The sequence below is a fragment of the Sphingomonas sp. Leaf230 genome (genome assembly GCF_001421745.1).
In the GTDB taxonomy this organism is placed as follows: Bacteria; Pseudomonadota; Alphaproteobacteria; order Sphingomonadales; family Sphingomonadaceae; genus Sphingomonas.
The window spans coordinates 51,530-74,264 of record NZ_LMKW01000009.1 but is presented as its reverse complement, the minus strand read 5'-3'; the positions used below and the strand labels follow the sequence as shown (position 1 = coordinate 74,264).

Annotated in this window: 18 protein-coding genes and 2 pseudogenes; 17 read left to right on the top strand and 3 right to left on the bottom strand. The window is 61.0% G+C overall.

All coding sequences use genetic code 11. The features are described from left to right. The first annotated feature begins 3 nt into the window (after nucleotides 1-3). The 3 genes and pseudogenes from ASE82_RS09395 to ASE82_RS20060 all read left to right on the top strand — a co-directional run. Nucleotides 4-744, top strand: a complete 741-nt coding sequence (locus ASE82_RS09395; RefSeq protein ID WP_082441416.1) for a PP2C family serine/threonine-protein phosphatase — start codon at nucleotides 4-6, stop codon at nucleotides 742-744. Then, a complete protein-coding gene (locus tag ASE82_RS09390) occupies nucleotides 741-2,966 on the top strand; it encodes a helix-hairpin-helix domain-containing protein (protein ID WP_082441415.1) in 2,226 nt (741 codons plus the stop codon). Before ASE82_RS09395 ends, ASE82_RS09390 begins: the two co-directional genes overlap by 4 nt. 221 nt (nucleotides 2,967-3,187) lie before the next feature. Then, nucleotides 3,188-3,712 (top strand): annotated as a pseudogene (locus ASE82_RS20060) (TetR/AcrR family transcriptional regulator); the annotation flags it as partial. Here ASE82_RS20060 and ASE82_RS20055 read toward each other — a convergent pair. Both ASE82_RS20055 and ASE82_RS09380 read right to left on the bottom strand, forming a co-directional pair. Then, complete coding sequence (locus ASE82_RS20055; RefSeq protein ID WP_235524680.1) at nucleotides 3,685-4,107, bottom strand: hypothetical protein; 423 nt, start codon at nucleotides 4,105-4,107, stop codon at nucleotides 3,685-3,687. The pseudogene ASE82_RS20060 and the gene ASE82_RS20055 sit on opposite strands and share 28 nt — an antisense overlap. A gap of 445 nt (nucleotides 4,108-4,552) precedes the next feature. After that, nucleotides 4,553-9,418: an NACHT domain-containing protein gene (locus tag ASE82_RS09380; protein WP_056062057.1), complete on the bottom strand. Its 4,866-nt coding sequence runs from the start codon at nucleotides 9,416-9,418 to the stop codon at nucleotides 4,553-4,555. Between the two features lie 295 nt (nucleotides 9,419-9,713). On the opposite strand from ASE82_RS09380, the gene ASE82_RS20050 reads away from it, so the two are divergent. The 4 genes from ASE82_RS20050 to ASE82_RS09365 all read left to right on the top strand — a co-directional run bounded on the left by ASE82_RS20050 (nucleotide 9,714) and on the right by ASE82_RS09365 (nucleotide 13,449). Further along, the gene (locus ASE82_RS20050; RefSeq protein WP_235524647.1) at nucleotides 9,714-10,121 is read left to right on the top strand and encodes a hypothetical protein; all 408 of its coding nucleotides are present in this window, start codon (nucleotides 9,714-9,716) and stop codon (nucleotides 10,119-10,121) included. A gap of 12 nt (nucleotides 10,122-10,133) precedes the next feature. Further along, nucleotides 10,134-10,688 (top strand): toll/interleukin-1 receptor domain-containing protein, encoded by a 555-nt coding sequence (locus ASE82_RS09375; protein WP_056062053.1) that lies wholly within the window; start codon nucleotides 10,134-10,136, stop codon nucleotides 10,686-10,688. Between the two features lie 148 nt (nucleotides 10,689-10,836). After that, complete coding sequence (locus ASE82_RS09370; RefSeq protein ID WP_056062050.1) at nucleotides 10,837-12,069, top strand: hypothetical protein; 1,233 nt, start codon at nucleotides 10,837-10,839, stop codon at nucleotides 12,067-12,069. 396 nt (nucleotides 12,070-12,465) lie between these two features. Next, nucleotides 12,466-13,449: a hypothetical protein gene (locus tag ASE82_RS09365; RefSeq protein ID WP_156348838.1), complete on the top strand. Its 984-nt coding sequence runs from the start codon at nucleotides 12,466-12,468 to the stop codon at nucleotides 13,447-13,449. Between the two features lie 2 nt (nucleotides 13,450-13,451). Here the strand turns inward: ASE82_RS09365 and ASE82_RS09360 are convergent, their stop codons facing one another. Next, nucleotides 13,452-14,078: a winged helix-turn-helix transcriptional regulator gene (locus tag ASE82_RS09360; RefSeq protein ID WP_200910706.1), complete on the bottom strand. Its 627-nt coding sequence runs from the start codon at nucleotides 14,076-14,078 to the stop codon at nucleotides 13,452-13,454. A 285-nt stretch (nucleotides 14,079-14,363) separates the two neighbouring features. Here ASE82_RS09360 and ASE82_RS09355 point away from each other — a divergent pair, with 285 nt between their 5' ends. From ASE82_RS09355 to ASE82_RS09315, 10 genes and pseudogenes are all read left to right on the top strand, one after another. Continuing rightward, on the top strand, nucleotides 14,364-14,699 hold the full coding sequence (locus ASE82_RS09355; protein WP_162236733.1) for an isochorismatase family protein: 336 nt from the start codon (nucleotides 14,364-14,366) through the stop codon (nucleotides 14,697-14,699). Further along, nucleotides 14,633-14,839 (top strand): annotated as a pseudogene (locus tag ASE82_RS20380) (isochorismatase family protein); the annotation flags it as partial. The gene ASE82_RS09355 and the pseudogene ASE82_RS20380, both read left to right, overlap by 67 nt. Before the next feature lie 253 nt (nucleotides 14,840-15,092). Then, the gene (locus tag ASE82_RS19710) at nucleotides 15,093-15,377 is read left to right on the top strand and encodes a hypothetical protein (protein WP_056062042.1); all 285 of its coding nucleotides are present in this window, start codon (nucleotides 15,093-15,095) and stop codon (nucleotides 15,375-15,377) included. Nucleotides 15,378-15,380: 3 nt separating this feature from the next. Then, nucleotides 15,381-15,695 (top strand): DUF1488 family protein, encoded by a 315-nt coding sequence (locus ASE82_RS09345; protein ID WP_056062039.1) that lies wholly within the window; start codon nucleotides 15,381-15,383, stop codon nucleotides 15,693-15,695. A gap of 45 nt (nucleotides 15,696-15,740) precedes the next feature. Beyond that, a complete protein-coding gene (locus ASE82_RS09340) occupies nucleotides 15,741-16,727 on the top strand; it encodes an aldo/keto reductase (RefSeq protein ID WP_056062037.1) in 987 nt (328 codons plus the stop codon). Then, nucleotides 16,724-17,557: an SDR family NAD(P)-dependent oxidoreductase gene (locus tag ASE82_RS09335; protein ID WP_056062034.1), complete on the top strand. Its 834-nt coding sequence runs from the start codon at nucleotides 16,724-16,726 to the stop codon at nucleotides 17,555-17,557. The genes ASE82_RS09340 and ASE82_RS09335 overlap by 4 nt, the downstream gene beginning before the upstream one ends. A 410-nt stretch (nucleotides 17,558-17,967) precedes the next feature. Then, nucleotides 17,968-18,756 (top strand): hypothetical protein, encoded by a 789-nt coding sequence (locus ASE82_RS09330; RefSeq protein ID WP_056062031.1) that lies wholly within the window; start codon nucleotides 17,968-17,970, stop codon nucleotides 18,754-18,756. Next, nucleotides 18,756-20,783, top strand: coding sequence for a TIR domain-containing protein (locus ASE82_RS09325; protein WP_056062028.1), 2,028 nt, complete (start codon nucleotides 18,756-18,758; stop codon nucleotides 20,781-20,783). Before ASE82_RS09330 ends, ASE82_RS09325 begins: the two co-directional genes overlap by 1 nt. Continuing rightward, the gene (locus ASE82_RS09320; RefSeq protein WP_056062025.1) at nucleotides 20,780-21,961 is read left to right on the top strand and encodes a toll/interleukin-1 receptor domain-containing protein; all 1,182 of its coding nucleotides are present in this window, start codon (nucleotides 20,780-20,782) and stop codon (nucleotides 21,959-21,961) included. The genes ASE82_RS09325 and ASE82_RS09320 overlap by 4 nt, the downstream gene beginning before the upstream one ends. Next, the gene (locus tag ASE82_RS09315; RefSeq protein ID WP_056062023.1) at nucleotides 21,958-22,524 is read left to right on the top strand and encodes an SLOG domain-containing protein; all 567 of its coding nucleotides are present in this window, start codon (nucleotides 21,958-21,960) and stop codon (nucleotides 22,522-22,524) included. The genes ASE82_RS09320 and ASE82_RS09315 overlap by 4 nt, the downstream gene beginning before the upstream one ends. The last annotated feature ends 211 nt before the right edge of the window (nucleotides 22,525-22,735 follow it).

Genomic DNA, 22,735 nt, shown 5'->3' with positions numbered 1-22,735 from the left:
TCCATGCCTTGGTCATGGGCATGCGCTTCGGCGATCGGTAGTTCCCATCTTCGCACCGGCATCAGGTGTCAGGACGCACATCGATGTCTGGAGGTTGACGGGACACTGATCGCGATAGCGTCCGACGGTGCAGGGAGCGCAGCTCGCGGCGGAGAGGGAGCGGTGCTGGTATGCCGCACCCTAGCCACCGAGCTGGCGGCTGGGGTTCGGTCGGCACGTGATCTCGACGACGACGCGCTGACGCAGATACTCGACCGGGTGCGCGACAGGATCGCCCATGTGGCGGCCAGCCAGTCGGCCGCCATGCGCGACTTCGCGGCGACCGCCGTCGTCATCATCGCGGGACCCGTGGACACCCTCATCATGCATGTCGGGGATGGTGCCGCCGCCATACGGCACGAGGGGCGTTGGCAAGTCGGATCGTGGCCCGATGCGGGCGAGTTCGCAGGAACCACGTTCTTCGTTACTGACGACGGCGGTGCCAAGCTGCGCGTTACGCGATTGGGACACTCCGTTGACGAGATAGCCGCGCTTACCGACGGCTTGGAGCGTCTCGCGTTGTCGTTTGCCGACGAACGCGTGCACGTGCCCTTCTTCGAGGGGATGATGCGGCCCCTGGCTGCCCGCACCACGACCGGTCGATCACCGGACGTCAGTGCAATGCTGCGCAGTTATCTCGCTTCGCAGAGCGTCTGCTCCAGAACAGATGACGACAAGACGATCGTACTGGCCCGGCGCGCATGACCCCACCTACGGTTCTGAGCGCCAACCGATCACCGCTTCCCCTAGGTGAACTGGTAGGCCGCGGCGGCGAAGGCGACGTCTGGGCTGTTCGCGGAGACGACGGACTGGTCGCCAAGCTCTACACGGGTGGCAAGGCACCCGACCGGGAATCCAAAGTGAAGGCCATGCTGGACGCGGCACTGTCCGAGGGATCTCGTTTCGTCGCCTATCCGACCGCACTGGTATTGGATCCTGGCGGCCGCTTCGCTGGCTTCCTCATGCGCCGAATTGCCAAGGCGAAGCCTCTCTATCAGCTGTACAAGCCGATCGCACGCAAGCGCCACTTCCCCGCCGCCGACTTCCGCTTCCTTGTTCACGTCGCCCTCAACGTCGCCAAGGCGATGGCCTCCGTCCATGAAGCCGGATGCGTGATCGGCGACGTCAACGAATCCGGCGTTCTGATCACGGAAAAGGGCGTCGTCGCCCTCATCGACGCGGACTCATTTCAGGTCGAGCACGGCGGCCGCCGCTTCGCGTGCGAGGTGGGCAAGCCCGAATATACCGCTCCTGAAATACAGAATCGGCCGCTCAAGGACGTGATCCGGACGCAGGACCACGACACATTCGCATTGGCGGTGGTGATCTTCCAGCTGCTTTGGATGGGACGGCACCCTTTCAGCGGCACGTACAAAGAAGGAGACATGCAGCTCGAGCGAGCGATCAGCGAACACCGTTTCGCCTACAGCTCGCTCGACAGTCGGGACATGAGCCCTCCCCCTTCGGTCCCAGCGCTCGACTTCCTCCCGAAGGAGATGGGATCGGCATTCGAACAGTCCTTTTCCGCTACCGGGCGGGCGGGCCGGCCGAGTGCCGCAGTCTGGGTCAACCTATTGACCGGGTTGCAGAAGCAACTTCGTCCCTGCGGACGCGATCCGATCCACCACTTTCCGGCCATCGCAGGGCCGTGCCCTTGGTGTCGCATGCGCGACGAGTTGGGTATCGAACTATTCGTGCCACCGCCGCTTGCCGTCGGCGAAGCTCCCTCAACCGCGAACTGGACCGATGCCTTCGACTTATTGGCGGTCTGGCGGACGATTGATCGCGTCACGCCACCACCACCGGCCACGAAGCCAACCATGGCGACTCAGGACTCAGGTCCAAGCGTGGGGGCGAAAGCCGCCAAGAATGCGAGGGTTCAAAGAAAGCTGGTGGGGCTGGTGTCGTTGGCCGCCGCTGCCGCAATAATCTACGTGGCCGCGATGATCTGGCCAGCTTGGGCCGCAGTCGCGTGGTTTGGGTTCGCGCAGCTTCTCGGGCATGGAGACGAAAGAAGTTTCACCGGCGGCTTTCAGAAAGCTGATCAGGCATGGGCACAGGCCTTGGGCCAGTGGCGCTCGACCAGAGGCCCTGCCCGGTTCGACGCCCTGAAGGCTGAATTGGCGGAGGCCAGATCGCAGTACGAGGCGCTCGCGACCGAGGAACGCCAACGTCTTGCCGTAGATGAAGGAACCAGGCGCGCCGCCCAACTCAGGGCCTGGCTCGAACAGTTCCAGATCCGCCGCACGCACTTCAAAGGCATCGGAGCCGGCAAGATCGCCACGCTGGCTTCCTACGGCATTGAAACAGCCGCGGAAGTCGGCTCGACCAGGCTTCTCAGGGTGCCTGGTTTCGGTCCGATCAACAGCCAACCGCTGCTCGAATGGCGCCGCCGTCTTGAGGGACGCTTCCGCTATGATCCGAAACCCAATGCGGCTGACGTACAACGCGCCGCCTTTATACGCGCCGACATCACTGCCAAAGCAGGCAAACTCAGGAACCAGCTTGAGGCCGGCCCCACCCGGTTAGCCAAGTTGGCGGCCGACGTAGTTGCAGAGCAGCAGGTTCCATCACCTGAGCTCGCGGCACTCTGGCGAACGAGAACGCAGGCAGAGGCGGACCTCGTGCATCTGGGCCGGGCGGTGCCAGCGGCCACTCAGATCCCGCAGATCGGATCTTCGACGCAACCGATCTTCCCCCGTCCTATCGGCATACCTCGCCCGCACCAGTTCGGGCAGAAGGCAACCACGACGTCGACCACCTCCGCGTCGGCCATAGCAAAGAGCACCCCAACGTCTGCCTCCCTCCAATGTCCAAGTTGCGGCTCGAGCATGGTTAGGCGGACGGCACGACGGGGTCCGAATGCCGGTAATGCATTCTGGGGATGCAGCCGGTATCCTGGTTGCCGGGGGACGCGGCGCATCTGACCGAGCTTGCTCGGCTCACATGACCCGCAGAAGTCGCTACCCGAACGAAACCCCGGGCTCGCCGTATTGAGGCAGGGCGAAGGGAAGTTTGTAAAAAGCGGTTCCATCGCGGTCGAGCACCCCATCGTGTCCGATACCGAGAAGGATATGCCAATCAGACACATGCCCTGATTTTGGACGTGCAACGCGACGGAAGATGCACTATACCGTTCGGTATGAAAATGGGTTGCCTTAGTTCCCCAGCCGTCGGCCGGCCTCGTGAATTCAATTTCGATACTGCTCTCGCAGCCGCACTCGGCGTCTTCTGACGCAACGGGTACGAGGCGTCGTCAATGGCCGATCTGACGGCAGCGATGGGTATCACGAAACCAAGTCTGTACTCTGCGTTCGGCAACAAGGAGGCGCTCTTCAACAAGGCCCTCGATCTCTACGAACGGGAAAAGCTCGCCTACATGACATCCGCTTTGTCGGCGCCGACGGCGCGTGCCGTCGCCGAGCGACTGCTACGCGGCGCTTTGGAAATCCAGACGAGCACCTGCAATCCCAAAGGTTGCCTCGGGGTCATCGCGGCATCGGCGTGTGGCGCGGAAGCCGAATCGATCAAGGCCCACGTCCTTGCTCGCAGGGCATCGTCGGAAGCAGCGGTTGTTCAGCGGTTCGAAGTAGCCAAAAACGCTGGCGAACTCCCCGACGATCTGGAGCCGGAAGCGCTGGATCGCTATCTGTTCGCCGTGATGCAGGGTTTGGGTGAAGGATTGAAGCCTCCCTGCGGCACCATCGACATGCTCTCGACGCCGCCTGCGATAAATGCCTCTCCGGAACCGATCGCGATCTGGCCCGCGATCGCATGGATGGCGTACATCGACGAACCGCAGAAGCGGTTGATCGTCGCGCCGCCGACCTCGATCGACAGTCCTGCGAGCAGCGAGGCGATGCGCGCAATGTTATTGCCTTGCGCACCTTCGGCGTACGCGCATCCCATGATCACGTCTTCGATCAGGCTCGGATCTATACCGGTCCGGTCGACAAGGGCCTTCAACGCGATGGCCGCAAGATCGTCAGGTCTGAAATCCTTCAACGCCCCTTTCCGGGCGAACGTGAACGGCGTCCGGACGTAGCCCGCGATTACGGTATCAGTCATATGGAACCTCAGCCATTATATTATGATTATCAGATATGCTGTGCTTTAGACGCCGCAAGGGCGGGAACTCGGGACGTTGATCCATCCCTAGCGCCACGGCGACCTGTCGGACGCAAACGGTGGATCAACGGTAACGCGCAGACACTGGCGAGTCCGATACCCCATTCAAATCCTCGCAAACCTCGGGACACATGCCCCGAAGGTCTTGCTCTCAATGAGGCGCAGACGCCTCTGAAAGCCAGCGATCGAATTTGAACGGGTCCGTTAGCTGACCTATTGATTGCCCGCGGAGCGCGTTAGCCCGAATGTGCCGTCGTTCTCACCGGGGCACGAACGAGCAGGAACGGGTACTTGGATTGTCCGACACGCAGCCGCTTCATTTCCCCGCCCGACATCACGGCCGCAGAGATCGGAGTCGCTGCGCTAACTTGGATACTCGAAAATTCTAGTCGATGTCGGCGCGCAACGCGTCGAGCAAAGTGGCACGCAGAGCCCGCCAGCGGTCGCCAATCGCATCGTAGCCCGCCGTGACGAGACGTTGAACGCGCGTCGCATCGGCCAGCACGTCTCCGATTGTGGATCGCACCTGGGTTCCGAGTCTGCCTGACGCGGCGAGGTACCTCGCATAGCTTCCGATGACGCTGGGATGAGCGTCTTCTCCAAGCCGCTTGACCAATCGATCCTCGACGTCGACGTCACACTGCACACGCCGCACGACAGCCATGTTCGTGATCCGTTGCGCGTCGAATTGAGTGTGTCCGCTGCGCAGGATCATCGCGTCGAGGAAAGTCGTAAAGGTGTCGGCATCCGCCCGAGCGCCAACAGCATGCATGGCCGCAGTCCATGCCCCGAAATCATGGAGCTCGTCCGGATGTCGTGGCAGCGGCAGGGCTTCCGAGTGCGGGGCATAAACCGCGAGCGCGACCGCGTTCGGCTCGAAGGGCGCCCTGACGTAGGCTTCCTCAAGCCTGGCGAGCAACGACTGGTCCGTCGGGAATTCGGCGGCGAGTATCAGCGCGATTTCGCCGCATACCATCGCACCGTTGTTGTCGCCTGGAGGCTTGGCAAGTGCCTGCATGCAACAATCGAGCAGCAGTCCGCTCCGCGGTCGTTCGGCGGCAAGGGAACGCAACGCCGCGGGTGTCGGTGGCATTGTTCCGGACTCCGCAGACCGGAGAAACGCCGCACGAGCGGCAGGTGATGCCGACGGCGAAGACGCGAGTATTTCGTTGAGGCGACTTCCGTGGTCTCCGTTGGCAAACCGGCCAGCGAGCTCTTCACCGAATGCATCGAGCAGCAGATCGTACTTTTCGCAGATGAGCCGCTCCAATGAAGGCGTTTTGTCGAACCAGCCACCCGCCTCGAGCTGCAACCGCCCATTGTAGTCCGGCATGTCCACGATTGGGGTCAGGTGCCCAAGCGTGATGAGCCCCGCAAGCGCGACGCTACGCCGCACGCTATGATCGCTGCCGACCGCATTCATCTCGAGTAAGAGTTCGTCCTTCGCCCGATCGATCACGGCCGGATCCGTCAGAGATCCCAGGCGCGTCGTGGTCACGCGGATCCGCAGGTCCGCGTCGGCCTCGAGCGGTCCATTCTCCAAAAGGGACTCCAGCGTGGTACCGGCGGATCCCGTCGTCGCAGCTTCCACCATCAGGGATCGGAGCTCGGTAGGGAGCGGCGTTGCGATGCCCAATAGGGTAGCTGCGATCTCCGGGTCGTCACCGTATCCCCTGGCGAGAGACGATAAAGGTGGCTCAAGCCCTCCCAACCGGCTTAAGGCGAGAGCGCGCACTCGCGGGTGCTTGGCGAACGTTCGAAAAAGCACATCGACATGATCGTAAGCTGCACGCCCGTAGTCGCCGTCACTCAGAATTGCATCGACCGCCTCGTCGTCGCGGTAGTCGCAACCCAGCGCCTCCAAAGCTGTAGCAAGCATGTCTCGGCGAACATCAGACTGCTTCGCGACACTCAGCACCCTGTCACGCGCCTCGCCCGGATCCGCGATGATCTTCGGGAGCAACGCGACCAGGTCGAGCAGCCGTTCGTCCGGCAGTGCGAGCAGCTCCGAAATCGCAGACCCGACAAGCGGGTGTTCCCGTCCCCATCCACGTAGCAGCGCATCCAGCGACCAGTATCGATCCATGGATCTGTCGCCTCTGAGACCCTCGAGCAGGATTGTAGCTATCTCATCGTCCGGCACTACCTCGGCGTAATCCGCGAGCTTGTGCATTCCGATTATACGGTGTTTCGGGTCGGCCCAGTGAGCGTTGGCGGCGGCGCGGATGTCCGGGTCCAACAGCGCGAAACGCCCAACGTCGGACCAGACGCGGCCCCAGTGCATGACGTTGAAAGGCCGTTCCTTACCAAGCTCACGTTTGATGAAGGAACGAATCTCGGGACGATCGGTCGAGCAGTCGAGAACGTAACTGAACGCAAGATCATATTCCCAAGGCGATTTGAAGTCGCCACTTGCTCTGGCAAGCGCTCCCGCCATCAATTCATCGTCGTTCGGCCAGTATTTAAGCAGCATCTCCCCGGCCATTGCGCGGTAGGAGTGAGAAACGTCGCTCCAGAATAGCTGAGCCCGAAACGCCACCCACCGGTCGGCGTCAGTCGCACGGCCACTTTCGGCCCGCCCGAACGATCCAAGGAGCCTCAGCTCCGCACTTGCAGAAGACACCGCATCGTCCGCCAGCGCGGTGGTCTCTGCGTCTGTGGGCCACCCGAGCACCAATGCCTCGAGCATTGCGACTGAAGCGTCCAGGTTGCGGGACGCTGCGAGACACTTCACGAGCACGGACATGGCATCCGCCGAGCCTGCGAAGGCCCTGGCGTAAGCTTTCGCGGCAGCTCGTCGCATACCATCATCCTCGTCGTGCAGTGCCCGCAGAAGCGCATCCGACAGCGTCGGGCTCGACTTCCATTGGCCAAGCTGGGTGACAAGCGGGTAGAGGTAGGTGGACCGGGCGGGTGCCCAATTACCGATGCGCTTCCCGATCTCGGAGGTAAACGTCGGCTCCCCAAGCCCCTTCAGGACCGTACGCAAGGCATCCTGCCGCTCTGGCAGATAATCAGATCCCTCGATCCGGCCGAACGTCGCGTGAGCTAGCCGTCTGGTAGTCGCTGGAGAACGCGTCGTCGCTCCGAACGCGATTTCTCCGAGCAAGGCCAACCTCTGTATCCCAGCGACCTCGTCTGTTGCAGGCTCCTCGATCACCGAGACGAGACGATCAAATTCGTCACGCCGATGAAGGCCGGCGAGCAGATCGGAAAGCACGTTGCGCCAGCGGGCTTCACCCGAATGCTCACGAACGAAGTCGCAAATTTCGGAAAAAGGTCGTCCGGCAACGTGCTCGGCGGCAAGGTACTCTTCAAAGCTGGCATGCACGAAGCCGATCTGGCCGGGCGCCTTCTCAAGAAGGAGGCCTTGCGTCTCCGCATTAACGGAAAGGATTTCCGCCGCGGCACCGGCGGCCGTCGCAATCGGAAGGCCGCACCCGGGAGGCGACGCGAAATATTCGCGGAGCAGGGCTCGTGCCTGCGGTTCCGCCACGCCAGCTCCTCCCGGCGATTGACGGATCTCGAAGGCGAGCCGGGCGATGGCGGCCCGTCGCTGTAGGGGATCCTCGACATGCCGTAAGCGCGGTTGGATATCTCCGGCGGCATTAGCGCGGCTGACCGGATGAACCTCGAGGAGGATCCGCACCAGCTGGTCGTAGACCTCGATCTTCGTTCGCGGCAGAATCTGACCGCGAAGGGCGAGAGTAACCAAGCCGATCAACAGTAGCGGAGTCCCGGCCAACACCGCCAAGCCCGTGTCCCTCGCAAGTTCAGCCATGAACTGCTTGTTGCGCAAGGCACCGTTGACGGCGGACCCACCGGCGGAAACCGGCGCATGCCGTTCGAACCACGTCGCAGCGATCGCGGCTTGCTGAGGGTTCGAAAGGGGAGCCACGGATCCCCGCTTCCATGCAGCCGGGAGAGTTCCGATCCGTTCGAGCCCTCTGGGACGGCCGGTAACGACGACGGAGATGTCGTGCGCCTCCACGGTCGTGATCAGCGTGTTCAACGTGGTACGTGCCGCCTGCTCGGCGTTCCACTCGTCCAGTCCGTCGACGAGCAGAAGAACACGCCGCTCGTCGATCGCCCGTTCTATGAAATCGTCGATGCCCAAAGTGAGGACCGGCCGAAGGGATAGGCGGACTATCTCCTTTATTCCCACCTGCGCGCCGGCCCGCGCCGTCTCCGCCGCCCAGCGCGCGAAGGAGATGAATATCGGCACATGGGAGCCCCACCGCTCCCCCAATTCCGGAAAGCATGTGTTGGTATTAAGCAGATCGAGGGCGATCGCGCGCAGGATCGTGCTTTTCCCAGAACCGGCATCGCCCATGACGACGAGCCGTTCTTCGCCGGTCAGCCACTCCGATAACGGGACGCGGCGATTGCGCACGCGCTCGGCGCCGATGTTCGACTGGTTGAGGTCCGTCATGCGACGTTGGCTTGGTCCTCCCGCTCCTCCAGTCCCATCACCGGTTCCCAGTGCGGGGTCGGGACGTTCCGAGAGAGAAGCCGTCTCCTTCACCGAAATGTCGGGCTTCAGGAACCGCTCGAGTAGCGTCAGGGCACGACCTGTCTCCTCTGGCGCAACCGAGCCGAAACTGCCGGGATCGAATAACTGAAACTGCGCATCGTAGACGCGAGCCATCTGATGACGCAGTTTCGAGAATTCGGTGCCGTCGAGCCGAACACCCAAAGCAGCCGCAGCCTCGGGACCAAGCACTGCCTCGACCCAAGGCCGTCCGAAGAAGTCATCGACGATTACGGGAAAAGCCCGAAGGGCGTGCGTCAGCTGCTCTCCGTCCAGCACTTTGAAAGTGATGCCACGCGCCTTGAGGCGTGCCGCCTGCCGCTCGATCTCCTCCTGCACTGCAGTCGAGCCGAGCCCTGCCTGGACAACAAGGGTGAACTTTGAGGACCGGTCGACCCATGAGCCGGCGAGGAAAATCGCGACCGCCGCCTTTACCTTGGCGGCACCGAACGACTTGTGCCGTTTCGCTTGCAGGCAATGGTAGGATCCGTCGGATCTCCTGGCATATATGTCGATCCCCTCCTGAGCCTCCCCCTGCAGCCCGTACCGTGCGGAATGCTCGACATTCGCATCGGTCGACGCCAAGCGATGACATAGTCTCTCGAAGTTCTCCCAGCTGAGTTCACCGAAGGGCAGAGCGTGATCGCGCGTCCGCACCGGCAGGCGATCGGGGACCGCATCCGGCGGGGTCATGAGACCTGGAATGACCGTAAACGGCATGCGGTGTGAGGGGCTCGTCATCGTGCAACCATCCATATCGACAACGGTCGACGACAACGAGGCTGTTGTCGCATTCCATTCGACGGCTGACGGAACGTGACGTCATGCTAAATCACGTTCCAGGCCTCCGCCTCCAGTCCTAGCGCTGTTGGAAGTTCAGCCCACTCGTTGTAACTGCATTCACGCCGATTGGGTTATCGCGAGCGTTCAAAAGCAGGCTCAGGCCTATCTATGGTCCCACAGCCGCCATTACGGCGAAATTGAGCGATTGGTCGCGTCAGACGTCCGACAGGACGTGAACTCGTCGATCGATCAACACGTCACGGATCGCATCGCCGAAATCCTTCATGTGAGCGGCCGCACTGTGCGCCCGCAGATCGTCGCGGCGTTCCCACTTCTCTATGACGGCTACCGTTTCCGGACCGAGCGGTTGATCGGCGTGCTCCACATTTACGACGGCGCGGTATTACAAGCATCCCTGCTCGGCGAGGACGTTCGGAAGGTTTACCGAGCCCATCGAACGTGTCGAAGCCAAGACGCTTCGGCGGTACACATTCTCTTCGATCTGCTATTCGAATTCTCATGCCATGAGCGGCCAAGGACCTCCACATCGACAGGATGGTCGAACGGGATCGCTTGCCGCGAATGTCTTCAATCGCGATACGCTCGTCCGTCGGATCCGCGGCAGCTGACGAACGAGTGAACGGAGGATAGCATCGCGCGCTTCATTACCCGGTCCGAACTGCGTGGTTACGCCGCCTCTCGATCGCCAGCGGAGCAAGTCGCATTCCGACGCGCCGCCGCAAACCGCCCGCCGTCAGGCGCCACCTTCCTTTCGCATTCCAGCAAGGACGACGACCTCGTAGTAGGTGCCACGTTGGTGCTCGAAGGGCACGGCGCGCGCGTCTACGTCGATGAGATCGATCCCGAGATGCCGCCCTACACCAGCGCCGTCACCGCAAGCCTGCTCAAGACCCGCGTACGACAATCGCATCGATTCGTACTTCTCACGAGTAAGAACAGCAAAGACAGCCGGTGGGTCCCTTGGGAATTGGGCATCGCGGACGGGTACAAGACGCTGGACGAGATCGCGCTCTTCCCATCCTCCGACGATGCCTACGACATGACCTGGGCATCTTGGGAATACCTTGGACTGTATCGACGCATCGTTTGGGGATCGATGACGGACCGTACAGAGCCGCTATGGATGGTACTGGACCACAAGGCAAATACAGGGGTGCCTCTCGATCAATGGCTCACTGGGAAGTAACCCGTTGAGGTCCAGACGTTCGTAAGTCTTCATTCTCCGATGCTTTTCGTTGGCCACGATGGATGGCCGGCCGCCGTCGTTACCAAATCCTCACGTTCAGATGCCTTACTGAATGTCGGAATCGTATCGGCGTCAGTTGTGGGAAAAGTTGAAGGGCAAGACGGACATGTATGAGAAACTCAACGGAATCGAGATCGTCGCGACCCTCGCAGATGATCGTCCATACTGGCGGCTTGAGGCCGCAGACGTCCATCGCTGGGTCGGCTCGCTTCCGCCCTCGGCAACGCAGGGCAACGTCAGTCGCATAGAGTGTGTTGGCGAAGCTTGGGACGGCAGTTCGGATGTCGTCGTGGGCGAAGTCCCTTGGGGCAAGGATCTGAAGGCGCGGGACATAGACAAACTGCTCGACAATCTTCGCAGCGGTCTGAGGGCTCTACCGACTGATCGGATTGCCATGCCGACATCATCCAGCGTCCGCATCTGCCGCATTGCCTCGAGCACGTTGCTGATCATTGACTTTGATTTCGTGGATTTCATTCTACCCCTCGCCATTAACGGGAGCCAACCGATCGGAAAACGTGCCCCATCGATGGCAACCGTTGCCGGTCAGATGCTTGAGTTCCTGAAGGGGGCGGATGCGACGCGTGCCGGCGTCGTCCGACGTGAATCAGGCATGCGTCGTGCGTTGGAGGAGACGGCAGCCGAAATCGGCCACGGAGCAGCTCCATTATGGCTGCGTTTAGGGCATGTTCCCTACTACGACGATCCGAGGCATCTACTCGACGTGGGCTACGTCGTACTGTTCGCGACGATCAACGAAACCCTCTTGTGGGCCCCGACCGGATCCGAGCGCATTCACACGGTTCAGGAGGTCCGCGACCATCGAACCTACTACGCCCAGAAGCACGCTGCGCGAGCTACGGTCCTTCAGGGTCTGCAAGCAACCAATTCGGTCGGTCTCATCAGTCAGACGGCTCTCGCCTTCATCGCGGACAAGGGACTCGATCCCGGTGAGACGCTCGAATCGGCGATCTCCTCCGCCTTGGCTGATCATCGGAACCGCATCCATTTCGAACGCGGCAAGACTTCGGAATCGCTGCACTACGAAGATGGCCACCTGCTGCTGTCGTTGAGCTTTCCCGGAGGGCACTACTATCGTGACTGCCTCACGATTTGGGGGGATTATCCGCCCTCGATCATCGCCCAGGCCGAAGGCAAACTGATGCGGAATTTTCTAGATCATGTCGCCCTTGCCGGCGAAGACCTCCTAGTGACGAAAGTCGAAGCGCGGGACGGCGCATTGGAGCTGTATCACGCGATACGAAGCGTCGCGATCCCCCGAACGCATCACGACGCAGAGGCAATGCCCAATGCCGCCTGATCCACCTCCGTCTCGGGCAATCGCCAACAGGCCATTCGTCCGCGAGCCTCGCAAACAGGGTGAAGACGAGCGGTACCCAGTGGCGAGCGATGAGTGGCGATCGTCTCTTGCCGTCTCGCCGTCTTGGTGCCGACGTATCAATGCTGAACGCGCCCCTCGATGACATCGGTGGTCCGACGGCGTCCAATGAAAGGGCCGACCATGAACGGAGCGACCGTCGACAGCGCTCGAGCTGACATGACCACCGATCAGCTATGGTGGCGTAGGCGGACGTCCGACATACTATCGCTCGCGACGAGCATTCGGGCGTCACCGATCAGGTGGCAGCGGAATATGATCGATTGGTCTGGCATCCCTTGGGATGGCAGATCGGCACTCCGCGTCGGAGACGTCGCGGTGCCCGCCAACGATGTTCGTCAGCTTGTGGCAAACCTGGAACTCCAGGCTGAGCGACTGCGCCAAGAAAGGGTGACGGCACCTGCCGCGAAGGATGTGCGCGTAGCCATAACCGGACCGAACGAACGGGAATGCCTGACAATCGACGTCGATCTGGCAGATTTCATATTGCCGATCGCCGTCGAGGTGTGCGCGTTTGCCAATGGACCGGCATCACTCACTCGAACCGTCAGTGAGGTGATGCAGCACGTCGAGGCTGCCGTACGGAACCGTCGGACCGTTGCTCGACGCGAAGTCGCACTGCGTGGGGCGTTGGAGAAGACCGCGGCGCGGATCGGCGCCGGATGTGTTCCGCTCTGGCTGCGCATGGCCCCAATCCCGTCGGCTGAACCCGCCGATCGGCTTCCTCTCCGTCACTACACGGTGGTGACTACGCTACTAGACGACTCGCTATCTTACTCGCCGAGTCCGTCCGAGCCCGTCTGGACCAATGCTGACATACGGGATCATCAGCGCCTTCACGGCCGAACGCAGCGCCGCAGGACGACGCTTCTCGGAGATCTACAAGCCTCGGGTTCCATCGGTTCGATTACGGACGTTTCACTGGCACTGATTAACGCCGCAGACCTCGAACCGTCTGCAACCTTGCTCGCCGCGCGCGCCGCCCGCATCGGCGACCCTCGCGGCGAACTGCAGTTCAGACGATGGGGATGCCTCAATACTCTAAGCTGGATCGAAGGCGTGCTGCGGACATCCATCGAATGCGACCAAGGTCGATATGATGACGGCCAGCTGACGTTGCACGGTGCCTACCCGGCCTCATTGGCTATCGGATGCAAGGGGCGCCCGCTAGCCGCCATCATGGATCACCCAGCCCTTCGGACCAGTGGCGCCGTCATCGCCAGCGCGAACGTCACCGAGGACGCGTTCATCCTCCGTCATCGCAGTAGCGTGACGTTCGGGGGTCGGTACATCGACCAGTGAGGCTACTGCGCGCCCCGCGCCACGGAGCGTTTTCCGTTTTGGAACGCCGTTCGTCGAGCTGCCCGTTCCGCCTCGAACGCTGGGCTGAGCGTCGCGTCCACGTCATCGAACGAGAACGGGTTTCCATTGGCTGGTGGTCGCCACTCAGGATGAACCCGCTCTCCCGTTTCCTTGTGCACGAGTTCGGATGCCAGATCCTCGTCTTCAGCGTAACCGCCCCATTTCGTTCCCCAAGACCGAAGTAGCAGAAGGATCGGGTCCAGTTCCTTTCCCTTCTCGGTCGCGTAGTACTCGTATCGTTTAGGGCGTTCGCTGTAGGCGCGACGTTCGATGACACCGTCGGTCTCGAGCCTCTTCAAACGGACCGATAGCAGGTTGGACGACATCCCGGTCTGAGCCTGAATTTCATCGAACCGCCGAACCCCCATCACCAGTTCCCGCAGGATGAGCATCGTCCAGCGATCTCCCACCACGGAGAGTGAGCGCGCGATCGGGCAGACGGTATCGGAAACTGCGTCCCAACTCATCTCGAAACTCCTTTCACCTCTGAATGTGGCGCTCGTGCTTTCCCTGGCAAGGCCTCGCCCGGCATGCCTGGCTTTTATTTTGAAAGTGACCTTGCCGGCCATCATTAGTGACTTCATATATTGAAGTGACGGCAAACACGCCGTTGCGAAGGAACGTCAGCCTCTTTCCCCACACGGCGTTTCACCACCCGGTAGAAGCAAGCCCGAGCTGACGGAATGTCGCTCGGTCCGTCACGCCGGACGATGACCCCGCTCGATCGCCGCCACCTGTTGTCGCTGGCGCCACTCTGTGCCGCCGCTCTCGTTCTGCCCGGATGGGCACAAGCCGCGTCCGGCCACAGCGTCCGCGCGAAGCCCTCTTCTACCGATTTGAGAAAGGAACATGCCGTGACCGACAAGATCTATGCCTCAGGCACAACTGCCCTCCTCATGGTCGATCCCTACAGCGACTTCATGACGCCTGGCGGCAAAGCGTATGAAGCAATCAGGCCGACCGCCGAAGCCTCCGGAATGTTCGATAATCTGCGCAAGCTGATACCGGCCGTACGATCTGCGGGCATGCAGGTATTCATCGTCCCGCACCATCGCTCGCATGAGGGCGATCACGACCATTGGCGGCAGATGACGTCGATGCAGACCCAGCCCAAGCAGGTAAGATGTTCGAAGTCGGCACATGGGGTGGCGAGTTCAACAAGGAATTCGGACCGCAGAAAGGCGACGTGATCATCCAGGAGCATTGGGCGCAGAGCGGGTTCGCAACGACCGACCTCGACATGCAGCTTAAGCAGCACCGGATAGAGAAGATCATCCTCGTCGGTTTCATCGCCAACACGTGCATCGAGTCGACCGGACGCTACGGCATGGAGTTGGGCTATCACGTCACGCTCGTGAAGGACGCAACGGCGGCATTCAGCCCCGAAGGTGCATGGAACCACTCTGATATCGGTTTGAGGCGGGAAGCTCGGGCAAACGAGTTCAAAGTCCGACGTATGCCTAGCGCATCCGCAGGATTTCGTCGGAACTCCTCCCATCGCACGTTCCAAACGGAACCAGCTTTGGAATATGAGCGCTTGAACGGGCAGGAAGCCGCATCGCCGGCAATGACGAGGTACCTGCATGACGGAAGCAACCTGGGGCGACGATGCGAAGACGCCGGACATCGACTGGTGGATGAGTGCTGCGCTGGAGAACGTGCCGCGTGGGGACGCGGACCTCGCCGAGGTGACCAGCCTGGAGGGCGCTGTCCGTACGTGGATGACGCTCGATCCCGAGCATCGCGACGCTGCCGTGCTTACGCCGGAGCGTCCCTTGCACATCGACGGTGCGGCGCATGCGACGCTGGCCTGTGACGGTATCGCCGCGCTCGCCGAGCGGTTGCCCAGCGCGAACGACGAGGGCTGAGCCATGGCGTCTGCGAGCGTTCGCTTCGAGCCGGGCGACTATGAATGGCTCGCCGAGCGCAATGGCGTGCTGTTCCTCGGTCACACCGACCTCGGCATGGTCGAGTTCCTGATCACGAGCGAGGCGTTGGCGGAGTTCGTCGACCCGGACCTTGACGGCATCGACAGCGATACCGCGATCGAGACGTATGGGGAATTCGAGTCCGACATACACCGTATCGCGCGGCGGGAGTTCGTCAGCCGGCTGGGCGGGGAGCCCCCAGTCCTGCTCACGGCCGCCGACGTTTGGGACGAACCTTCGCGATCCCGCAGACCGTAGCCCTTCAACCGCCAATCATATTGCCAGCCAACAAGGACTGATCTGATGGAAAGCCGCAAGCTGGGCCGACAAGGCCTCGAAGTCTCCGCGCTGGGTCTTGGCTGCATGGGCATGTCCGACTTCTACGGGAGTCGCGACGAGGCGGAGTCGGTTGCGACGATCAATCGCGCGCTCGATCTCGGCGTGACGTTCCTCGACACCGCCGACATGTACGGCGTCGGCGCCAACGAAGAGCTGGTCGGCCGCGTCGTACGCGAGCGGCGCGAGTGGATCGTGGTCGCGACCAAATTCGGCAACGTCCGCGGCGCGGACGGCAGCTTCAAGGGCATCAACGGTCGCCCCGACTACGTGCGGTCGGCCTGCGACGCGAGCCTGAAGCGCACCGGGCTCGATGTCATCGATCTCTACTACCAGCATCGCGTCGATCCCGACGTGCCGATCGAGGAGACCGTCGGCGCGATGGCCGATCTCGTCCGCGCGGGTAAGGTCAAGTATCTGGGCCTGTCCGAAGCTGCCCCCGCGACGATCCGCCGGGCGCATGCCGTGCATCCGATCACCGCACTGCAGACCGAATATTCGCTGTGGAGCCGCGACGTCGAGGACCAGATACTGCCGACGGTCCGCGAACTGGGGATCGGTTTCGTGCCATACAGCCCGCTCGGCCGCGGCTTTCTGACCGGGCAGTTCAAGAAACCCAACGATCTAAATGCGGGCGACACGCGCCGCAACCACCCCCGCTTTCAGGGCGCGGCGTTCCAGAAGAACCTCGACCTCGTCGCCGCGATCGGCGCGATGGCGGGCGAGAAGGGCTGCACGCCCGCTCAGTTGGCGCTTGCATGGGTATTGCGCCAGGGCGAGGATATAGTGCCGATCCCGGGTACCAAGCGTCGCAAGTATCTCGAGGAGAATCTGGGCGCGCTCGACGTGGTGCTGAGCGATGCCGACCTCGGCCGCATCAACGACATTCTTCCGCCCGGCGCGGCGCAGGGAACACGCTATCCAGACGCATCGATGGCGAGCATCGACGCGTGAGCGTGCCATCTTTCGGGGCGATCGCACCGGGCAAGATTGCGGTCGTCACGGGTGCGGCTGGCGGCATTGGATTGGCCGCTGCGCGCGCCTTTGCCGCCGCGGGCATGCGGGTGGTTCTGGTCGACCGTCCCGGTGAGGAGCTAGAGCAGGCCGCAGCCTCGATGGACGGCGCGGTTGCGCTGTCCGCCGACGTCGCGGATCGTGCCGCGGTGGCCGCGCTGGCAAAGGACGTGGTCGACCGTCACGGTCCCGTCTCGGTGCTCATGAACAACGCCGGCATTGGCACGGGCGGTGACGTCTTTGCCGACCCCGCGAAGTGGGACGAGGTGCTCGGCGTCAACCTGATGGGCGTGATCCACGGCGTACAGGCCTTCGTCCCGGGCATGGCCGAAGGCGAGGCCCCTGCCCTCGTCATCAACACCGGCTCCAAACAGGGCATCACGCAGCCTCCCGGCAACACCGCCTACAACGTCAGCAAGGCCGGGGTGAAAGCGCTGACCGAAGGCCTTGCGCACAGTTTGCGCGAACGCACCGGAAGTCGGGTCAGCGCCCATCTGCTTGTGCCGGGGTTCACCTGGACCGGGATGACGGCTGGCCGGCTGGCGGAAAAACCGGCTGGTGCTTGGACACCCGAACAGGTCGTGGCACTGATGATGGACCGCGTGGCAGCGGGCGACTTCTACATCCTGTGCCCGGACAACGAGACGACGTCCGAACAGGACGCGAAGCGTATAGCGTGGGCGGCGGGAGACCTGATCGAAAACCGTCCGGCCCTGTCCCGCTGGCATGCCGATTGGCGCGACGCCTTTGCCAAGTTCATGCAAAACTGATCCGTTGCCTAGAGACTTGTTCGGGACACCACACCATAGCGGAAATATCGGTTGAATAAGGTCGTTAGCGCCGTTCTCACGTCAGTCGGCAGCGCGCTCGCGGATCTGAGCTCGGCTCGAGCGGCCGCTCACATTTCAAGCGAAGAATCATTTCGTCGGGCTTAGGCAAGACGTTCGGGAGCATGTCTGCCGGCTGAGCATAAGGGCTTCACCTGCGCGAAAAACGTTCGACGAGACGGGTTTTCTACAGAAAGTTTCGGGGCCAGCAATAGCTCGACTTTCGGGTTTTCGTATCCACCCTCTTGGCGTTGTCGACGTCAGGCCGTAGCGGGCACCAGCGCGATTCTACTGCGCAAAGGTGGTTTGCGTCGGTCGAAAAGTTTCGCCACAATTTCCGCCAGGGGGAAAGAATGCCAAGTCTAGCGGATTTTCTGAGACGCAATTCAGTCGAAGCATCGACGACCTTGCCGCTGGTTCAGTCGGTTTCTGCTTATCGATTGATCAAATCGATCCGTCCAAACGACAGCATCGACGCAGTCGACTGTGATGTTTTTGCCGGCGAAAAGTTGAATTATTTCTTCGTTGGCCGCCCCGCTTACAAGAGCGAAAGCAGCGACGCCCAAGCCGCCGATTGGGAGCTCCCCTGCTGCTTCATTTTTGAATATGCGTCTATTAAGGGTATCAAACGGGTCTTTCCATTCGACAGCGGCGCGCACCATGGGAAACGCTACCCAAACTACATTTCCATGATGGATCTCAGCGAGTTCGACACTGGCGATGTGATCGATGCGCCAGCGCGGATCATCGGCGCCTATTTCGGCAGCGCGAAGGCTTATTTCAATTTAAAGCCGAAGGCGGAAGACGCCTTTGTGGAAGAATTCAGCTTGGGGCCGCTCGATGCCGAGATCATGGCAGTGCATCGCCTCGCGGGCGACAATCGCGATGCCGATCAGTTCGACGACCGCCGCCTGACCATAGAGGTGCAAAGCGATCAGCATGTCGATCTAACTGTTGCCAAGCCGCTCGCGGTCATATTACCGGCCGTCTATCTCGACAGTGTGGAGGTGCGCGAAGCGATCGAGACGCGCTGGGGGGCTGAGGCGATCACCTATTCAATTAGTTCGCTCAGTCTCAAACATTATTACGGAACGATCTACCAGAAGGTCCTCGATTTCTATCAGTCTCGAGGCTGGCTGTGATGAGTGCTGCGATGTGCGGGTTCCTCTATCCGGGACCGTCACGACCGACCTTCGTCATTCCTTTTTTCGGCGCGCCGGACAGTACGGCACGCTTTGTACAGGAGCTTGACGAGCAGCACTGTATCGGATCGTTTCTGCGCTTCGATCCAAGCATCTTCGAGACGTACGCCGGAACGATTCCGGTGATGGAAGTGGGGGTCGGCGGTGACGGCGTCATCGGCTTCGTCGACGGCAAGGGTAAGCTGCACAGTGGAACTGCGGCCGAGATCCGCAGCCTGCTCGCAAATTACTCTTTTGCAGACGACGGATCGGACGCTTTCTTTGCGACCGAGGTCATGGAGTTCCGCGGCGACAGTGCAGGGCTGGCGCGCGCAATCGACGTCGCCGCACACCGATTCGGCGACCCGGCGCACGGAATGCGCTGGAGAGCCCGCGAGATTTCAATTCGGCGACGTACGAGCGAGGTGCCGGACCCGGAAGTCGATCGCCTTGCTGCGGCCTTGCGCGAGCTAAGGCAGGCACAGTCCCGCGACTGGATCGGTGAATTTTCCAAAGCTTGGCGTCAATTTGGGCCCCAAGGTGCGTTGTTCGAAGCGGCCATCGAATGGCTCCAAGACGGCAACTCTCAGCGGTACGAAGCAGGCAAGCTGTTTGGTTTTCTGTTGCTACGAAAACGCCGGCAGAATGTCCTTGAACAGATCTGCCTTCCATCGCAGCCGTCGATCGCGCGGCTAGCCCTTCGCTGGCTTGAGGAATTGCAGCATCCAGGCATGCATTGGGCGATAGTCTGGCAGCGGCTTTGGGATGGCAGGCATTTTCCCGAAGCCGACTTGATCTCGGTCGCCTACCACTATCTCCACACAGAGGATCATGTCTTCGCGAGTAATGGTCGGACCGGTCCGCGTGACGGCTGGGTGCGCATGTGGCGCGCAATGTGGATCGAAGGCCATCAAAGTGAGCGCCATGCGCTAATCTCCCTTTTTGAACAGCGACGCGAACACCTGATGCGACTTCCAGATCTTGGCGGCGTGATGCTTTTGGTCTCTGAAGACCCGGATCACCGGCCATGGGCGCTCGTTCAGATCGAGGAGTGGTTAATGACGTCGTCACACCGGAGTCGACACTGGATGATGGTCCTTTCGAAGGTCTTGAATCGCTTCCCCGACCATCAATTCTTCCCGACGATCGCTCTCGAATGGCTTCATGGCGATGGTGCGAGGTTCAGCGGTTGGTATGAAGTATGGTCGATACTACGCCGCAAGTCGGTCCCGCACTCGTTGGACGCCGTCGCCTACGAATGGCTGCTGCAAGGGCGCGTCACTATGCGCATCTGGCCCGATGTGCTGGCTGACTTTCTGGACAATGGACGCCTTGACCTCAAACAGCGCCTACGCGAGCTGGCGGAACAGTGGCTCCAGTTGGGCAAGCCACACGAGCATCGCGAGCGAATAGAAGCTTTCGTCCGCGACCTGACGCGTCAGAGCGGGGAAATCTTACGCCGCAAGATTTACATCAGCATTAGCCACGATATCGATAGCTGGCGGGCAGCTCAGGTCCGTACCGCCTTAGGCAACCACGAAACTTTCGCTGAAGTGCCGCACCTCGACAAATTATCCTGGGACGCGCTAAGACATGAAGGCCCAAGCGCGATAGAAACTTTCATCGACAATCAGTTGCTCAGCGCGTCGGCGATTTTGATTCTTTATGGCGCTGAAACAGACCTACACGCGGAAATTGATTTCGAAATTCTCCGCAGTCACGAATTAGGACTAGGCATTATCGCAATCGATATGCACCGGCTTCCGGATCTGAACGGACAGCTAGGATTGCCTGCGCCCAATCCGCTTGAGGCTTGGCAAGTGGAGGCTGGCGATGAACTCATGCCGCTCAGCAAGCTTTATTCATCCTATGACTGGGTCGTGGATGACGGTGCCGCCAATCTCGCCAATTGGATAGACAAGGCGGCATCAGCCGCGGCCGACCGCAAACTGACAAGCGACTCTACACCATTGTCCGAGCACGCATGACCGCCGCGCCCGTCTACCAGCTGCAGCTGCTCGCTGAAATCGATAGCCGGGTCGATGTCATTCTCGACCGACTATTTAAGCGCTTGGGCGAGCTCGGCATCGCGGCGGAGACGATACGGGTCATCAAGGAATGTGATGCATCAGTGCGGGATACCGCATTGCCGGCGACTGCTTTGTTCCTAGGCTATGCGGGCGCCGACGATGCCGGGCATCCGTCCCTGCAAGCGCTGCTCGACGATTCAATTGTCATAATCACCTGCGTTTCCGACCTCGACCGTGTCTGGGATGAGATCCCGCCGAAGCTGCGCCACGTCAACGCGCTCGAGGTACAGGCACCAAACCAGAACATCGACCGCGTCGTATCGCTGATACTCGAAAATTTTCGACTGCTGCGCCAAGAACGCCGCTTATTCATCAGTTATCGCCGCATCGATTCCAAGGCCGTCGCCGATCAACTGTACGACGCATTCGACGCTCGTGGATTTGACGTGTTCATCGATACGCGCACCGTGCCGCCGGCTATCGATTTTCAAGCCGAGCTCTGGCACCGGTTATCCGACAGCGATGTCGTGGTCCTGATCGACACCGAGCATTTTCGGAACAGCCGCTGGACGGTCGACGAAATGGCTCGAGCCAACCTTACCAATATTCAGATCCTGCACGTGCTGTGGCCGGGCCAGGCCGAAGACCCTACCTCGGCTTTCAGTTATTTCCACAGCCTAGACGACGTGGATTTCGCTGCGCCACCGCCATTCGATACCGCCGCTCTTCTCGGCGATGCGGCGCTCGCAGCCATATGTGACAAGGCCGAGACCTTGCGCGCTAGAGCTATGGCGGCCCGCCACAACTATCTTATTGATTCGTTTTGCGACAACGCCCGCGACCGTGGATTCACGCCGGTACTGCAACCTGAACGCTGGATCGAAATCGAACTCGCGCCTAACAAAACTCTGGCAGTGGTACCGATGGTCGGGGTACCGGGCGCACCTGGTATCAACAAGATTTTCCATGCGATTTCACTTGTCGGAAGCGGGACCGGTGGCATTTGGGTTCTGTACGACAGCCGCGGGTTGCTGGCGTCTTGGCTTACGCATCTCGGGTGGTTGGGTGACTATCTCCCGGCGCGAACCGTACAGCTTGCGTCAATCGATGCCGAGCTCAGGATATTAAGCCGATGATCGACGTCCTGCTTTCATCCAGCATTCCCCTCCCAGGGCGCGACCGACGATTTTTCGAGACCGCGGACCTGTTGGCAATTCGCGAGTCGGTCAAAGCGCTGGTCGAGATCGTGCTTCCGGTGGGCCGCATCACTCATGGCGGGCATCCGACTATCACACCGTTACTGGCAATGTATGTTCGGGAGGCTGGTCTCGACCCCGACCGTCTGACGATCTTCCAGAGCAAACTACACGCCGCCGTGCTGCCGCGGGAAAATGCTCATTTCTCCGATATCCGGATGATCGATGCCGTTGGCACTGACCTCGTAGCCAGTCATCGGGCAATGCGCGAAGCGATGATCACCAGCCGTCCGTTCAAGGCAGCCGTGTTCATTGGCGGTATGGAGGGTATCCAAGACGAGGCGGCGCTGTTTGCCCAAACCCATCCGAATGCCGCCTTACTGCCGGTGGCGACGACTGGTGCTGGTGCTGCCGAGCTTGCCGAAAGGATCGGTACGCCCGACCATATCAGGACCGAGCGAACTTATCCGACGTTGTTTCGCCGTTTCCTCATCGAAACCTAAGGATGCTTGGGCCCGCGAGCGGATCTTTCTGAAGCGGATAGTCTGTCATAAGCCCCGGGGGACGTCCGAGCATCCTGCATTCCGAACTGAACAAAACGCAACATATTCTCAACAGCCGCCAGCCGGCCTTGGCCGCCACCGACCACTAAACACCCGCAAGCGTTCAGTCTGACTAAACACTTTCCATGGTGCCTTCCGATAAACCGACCAG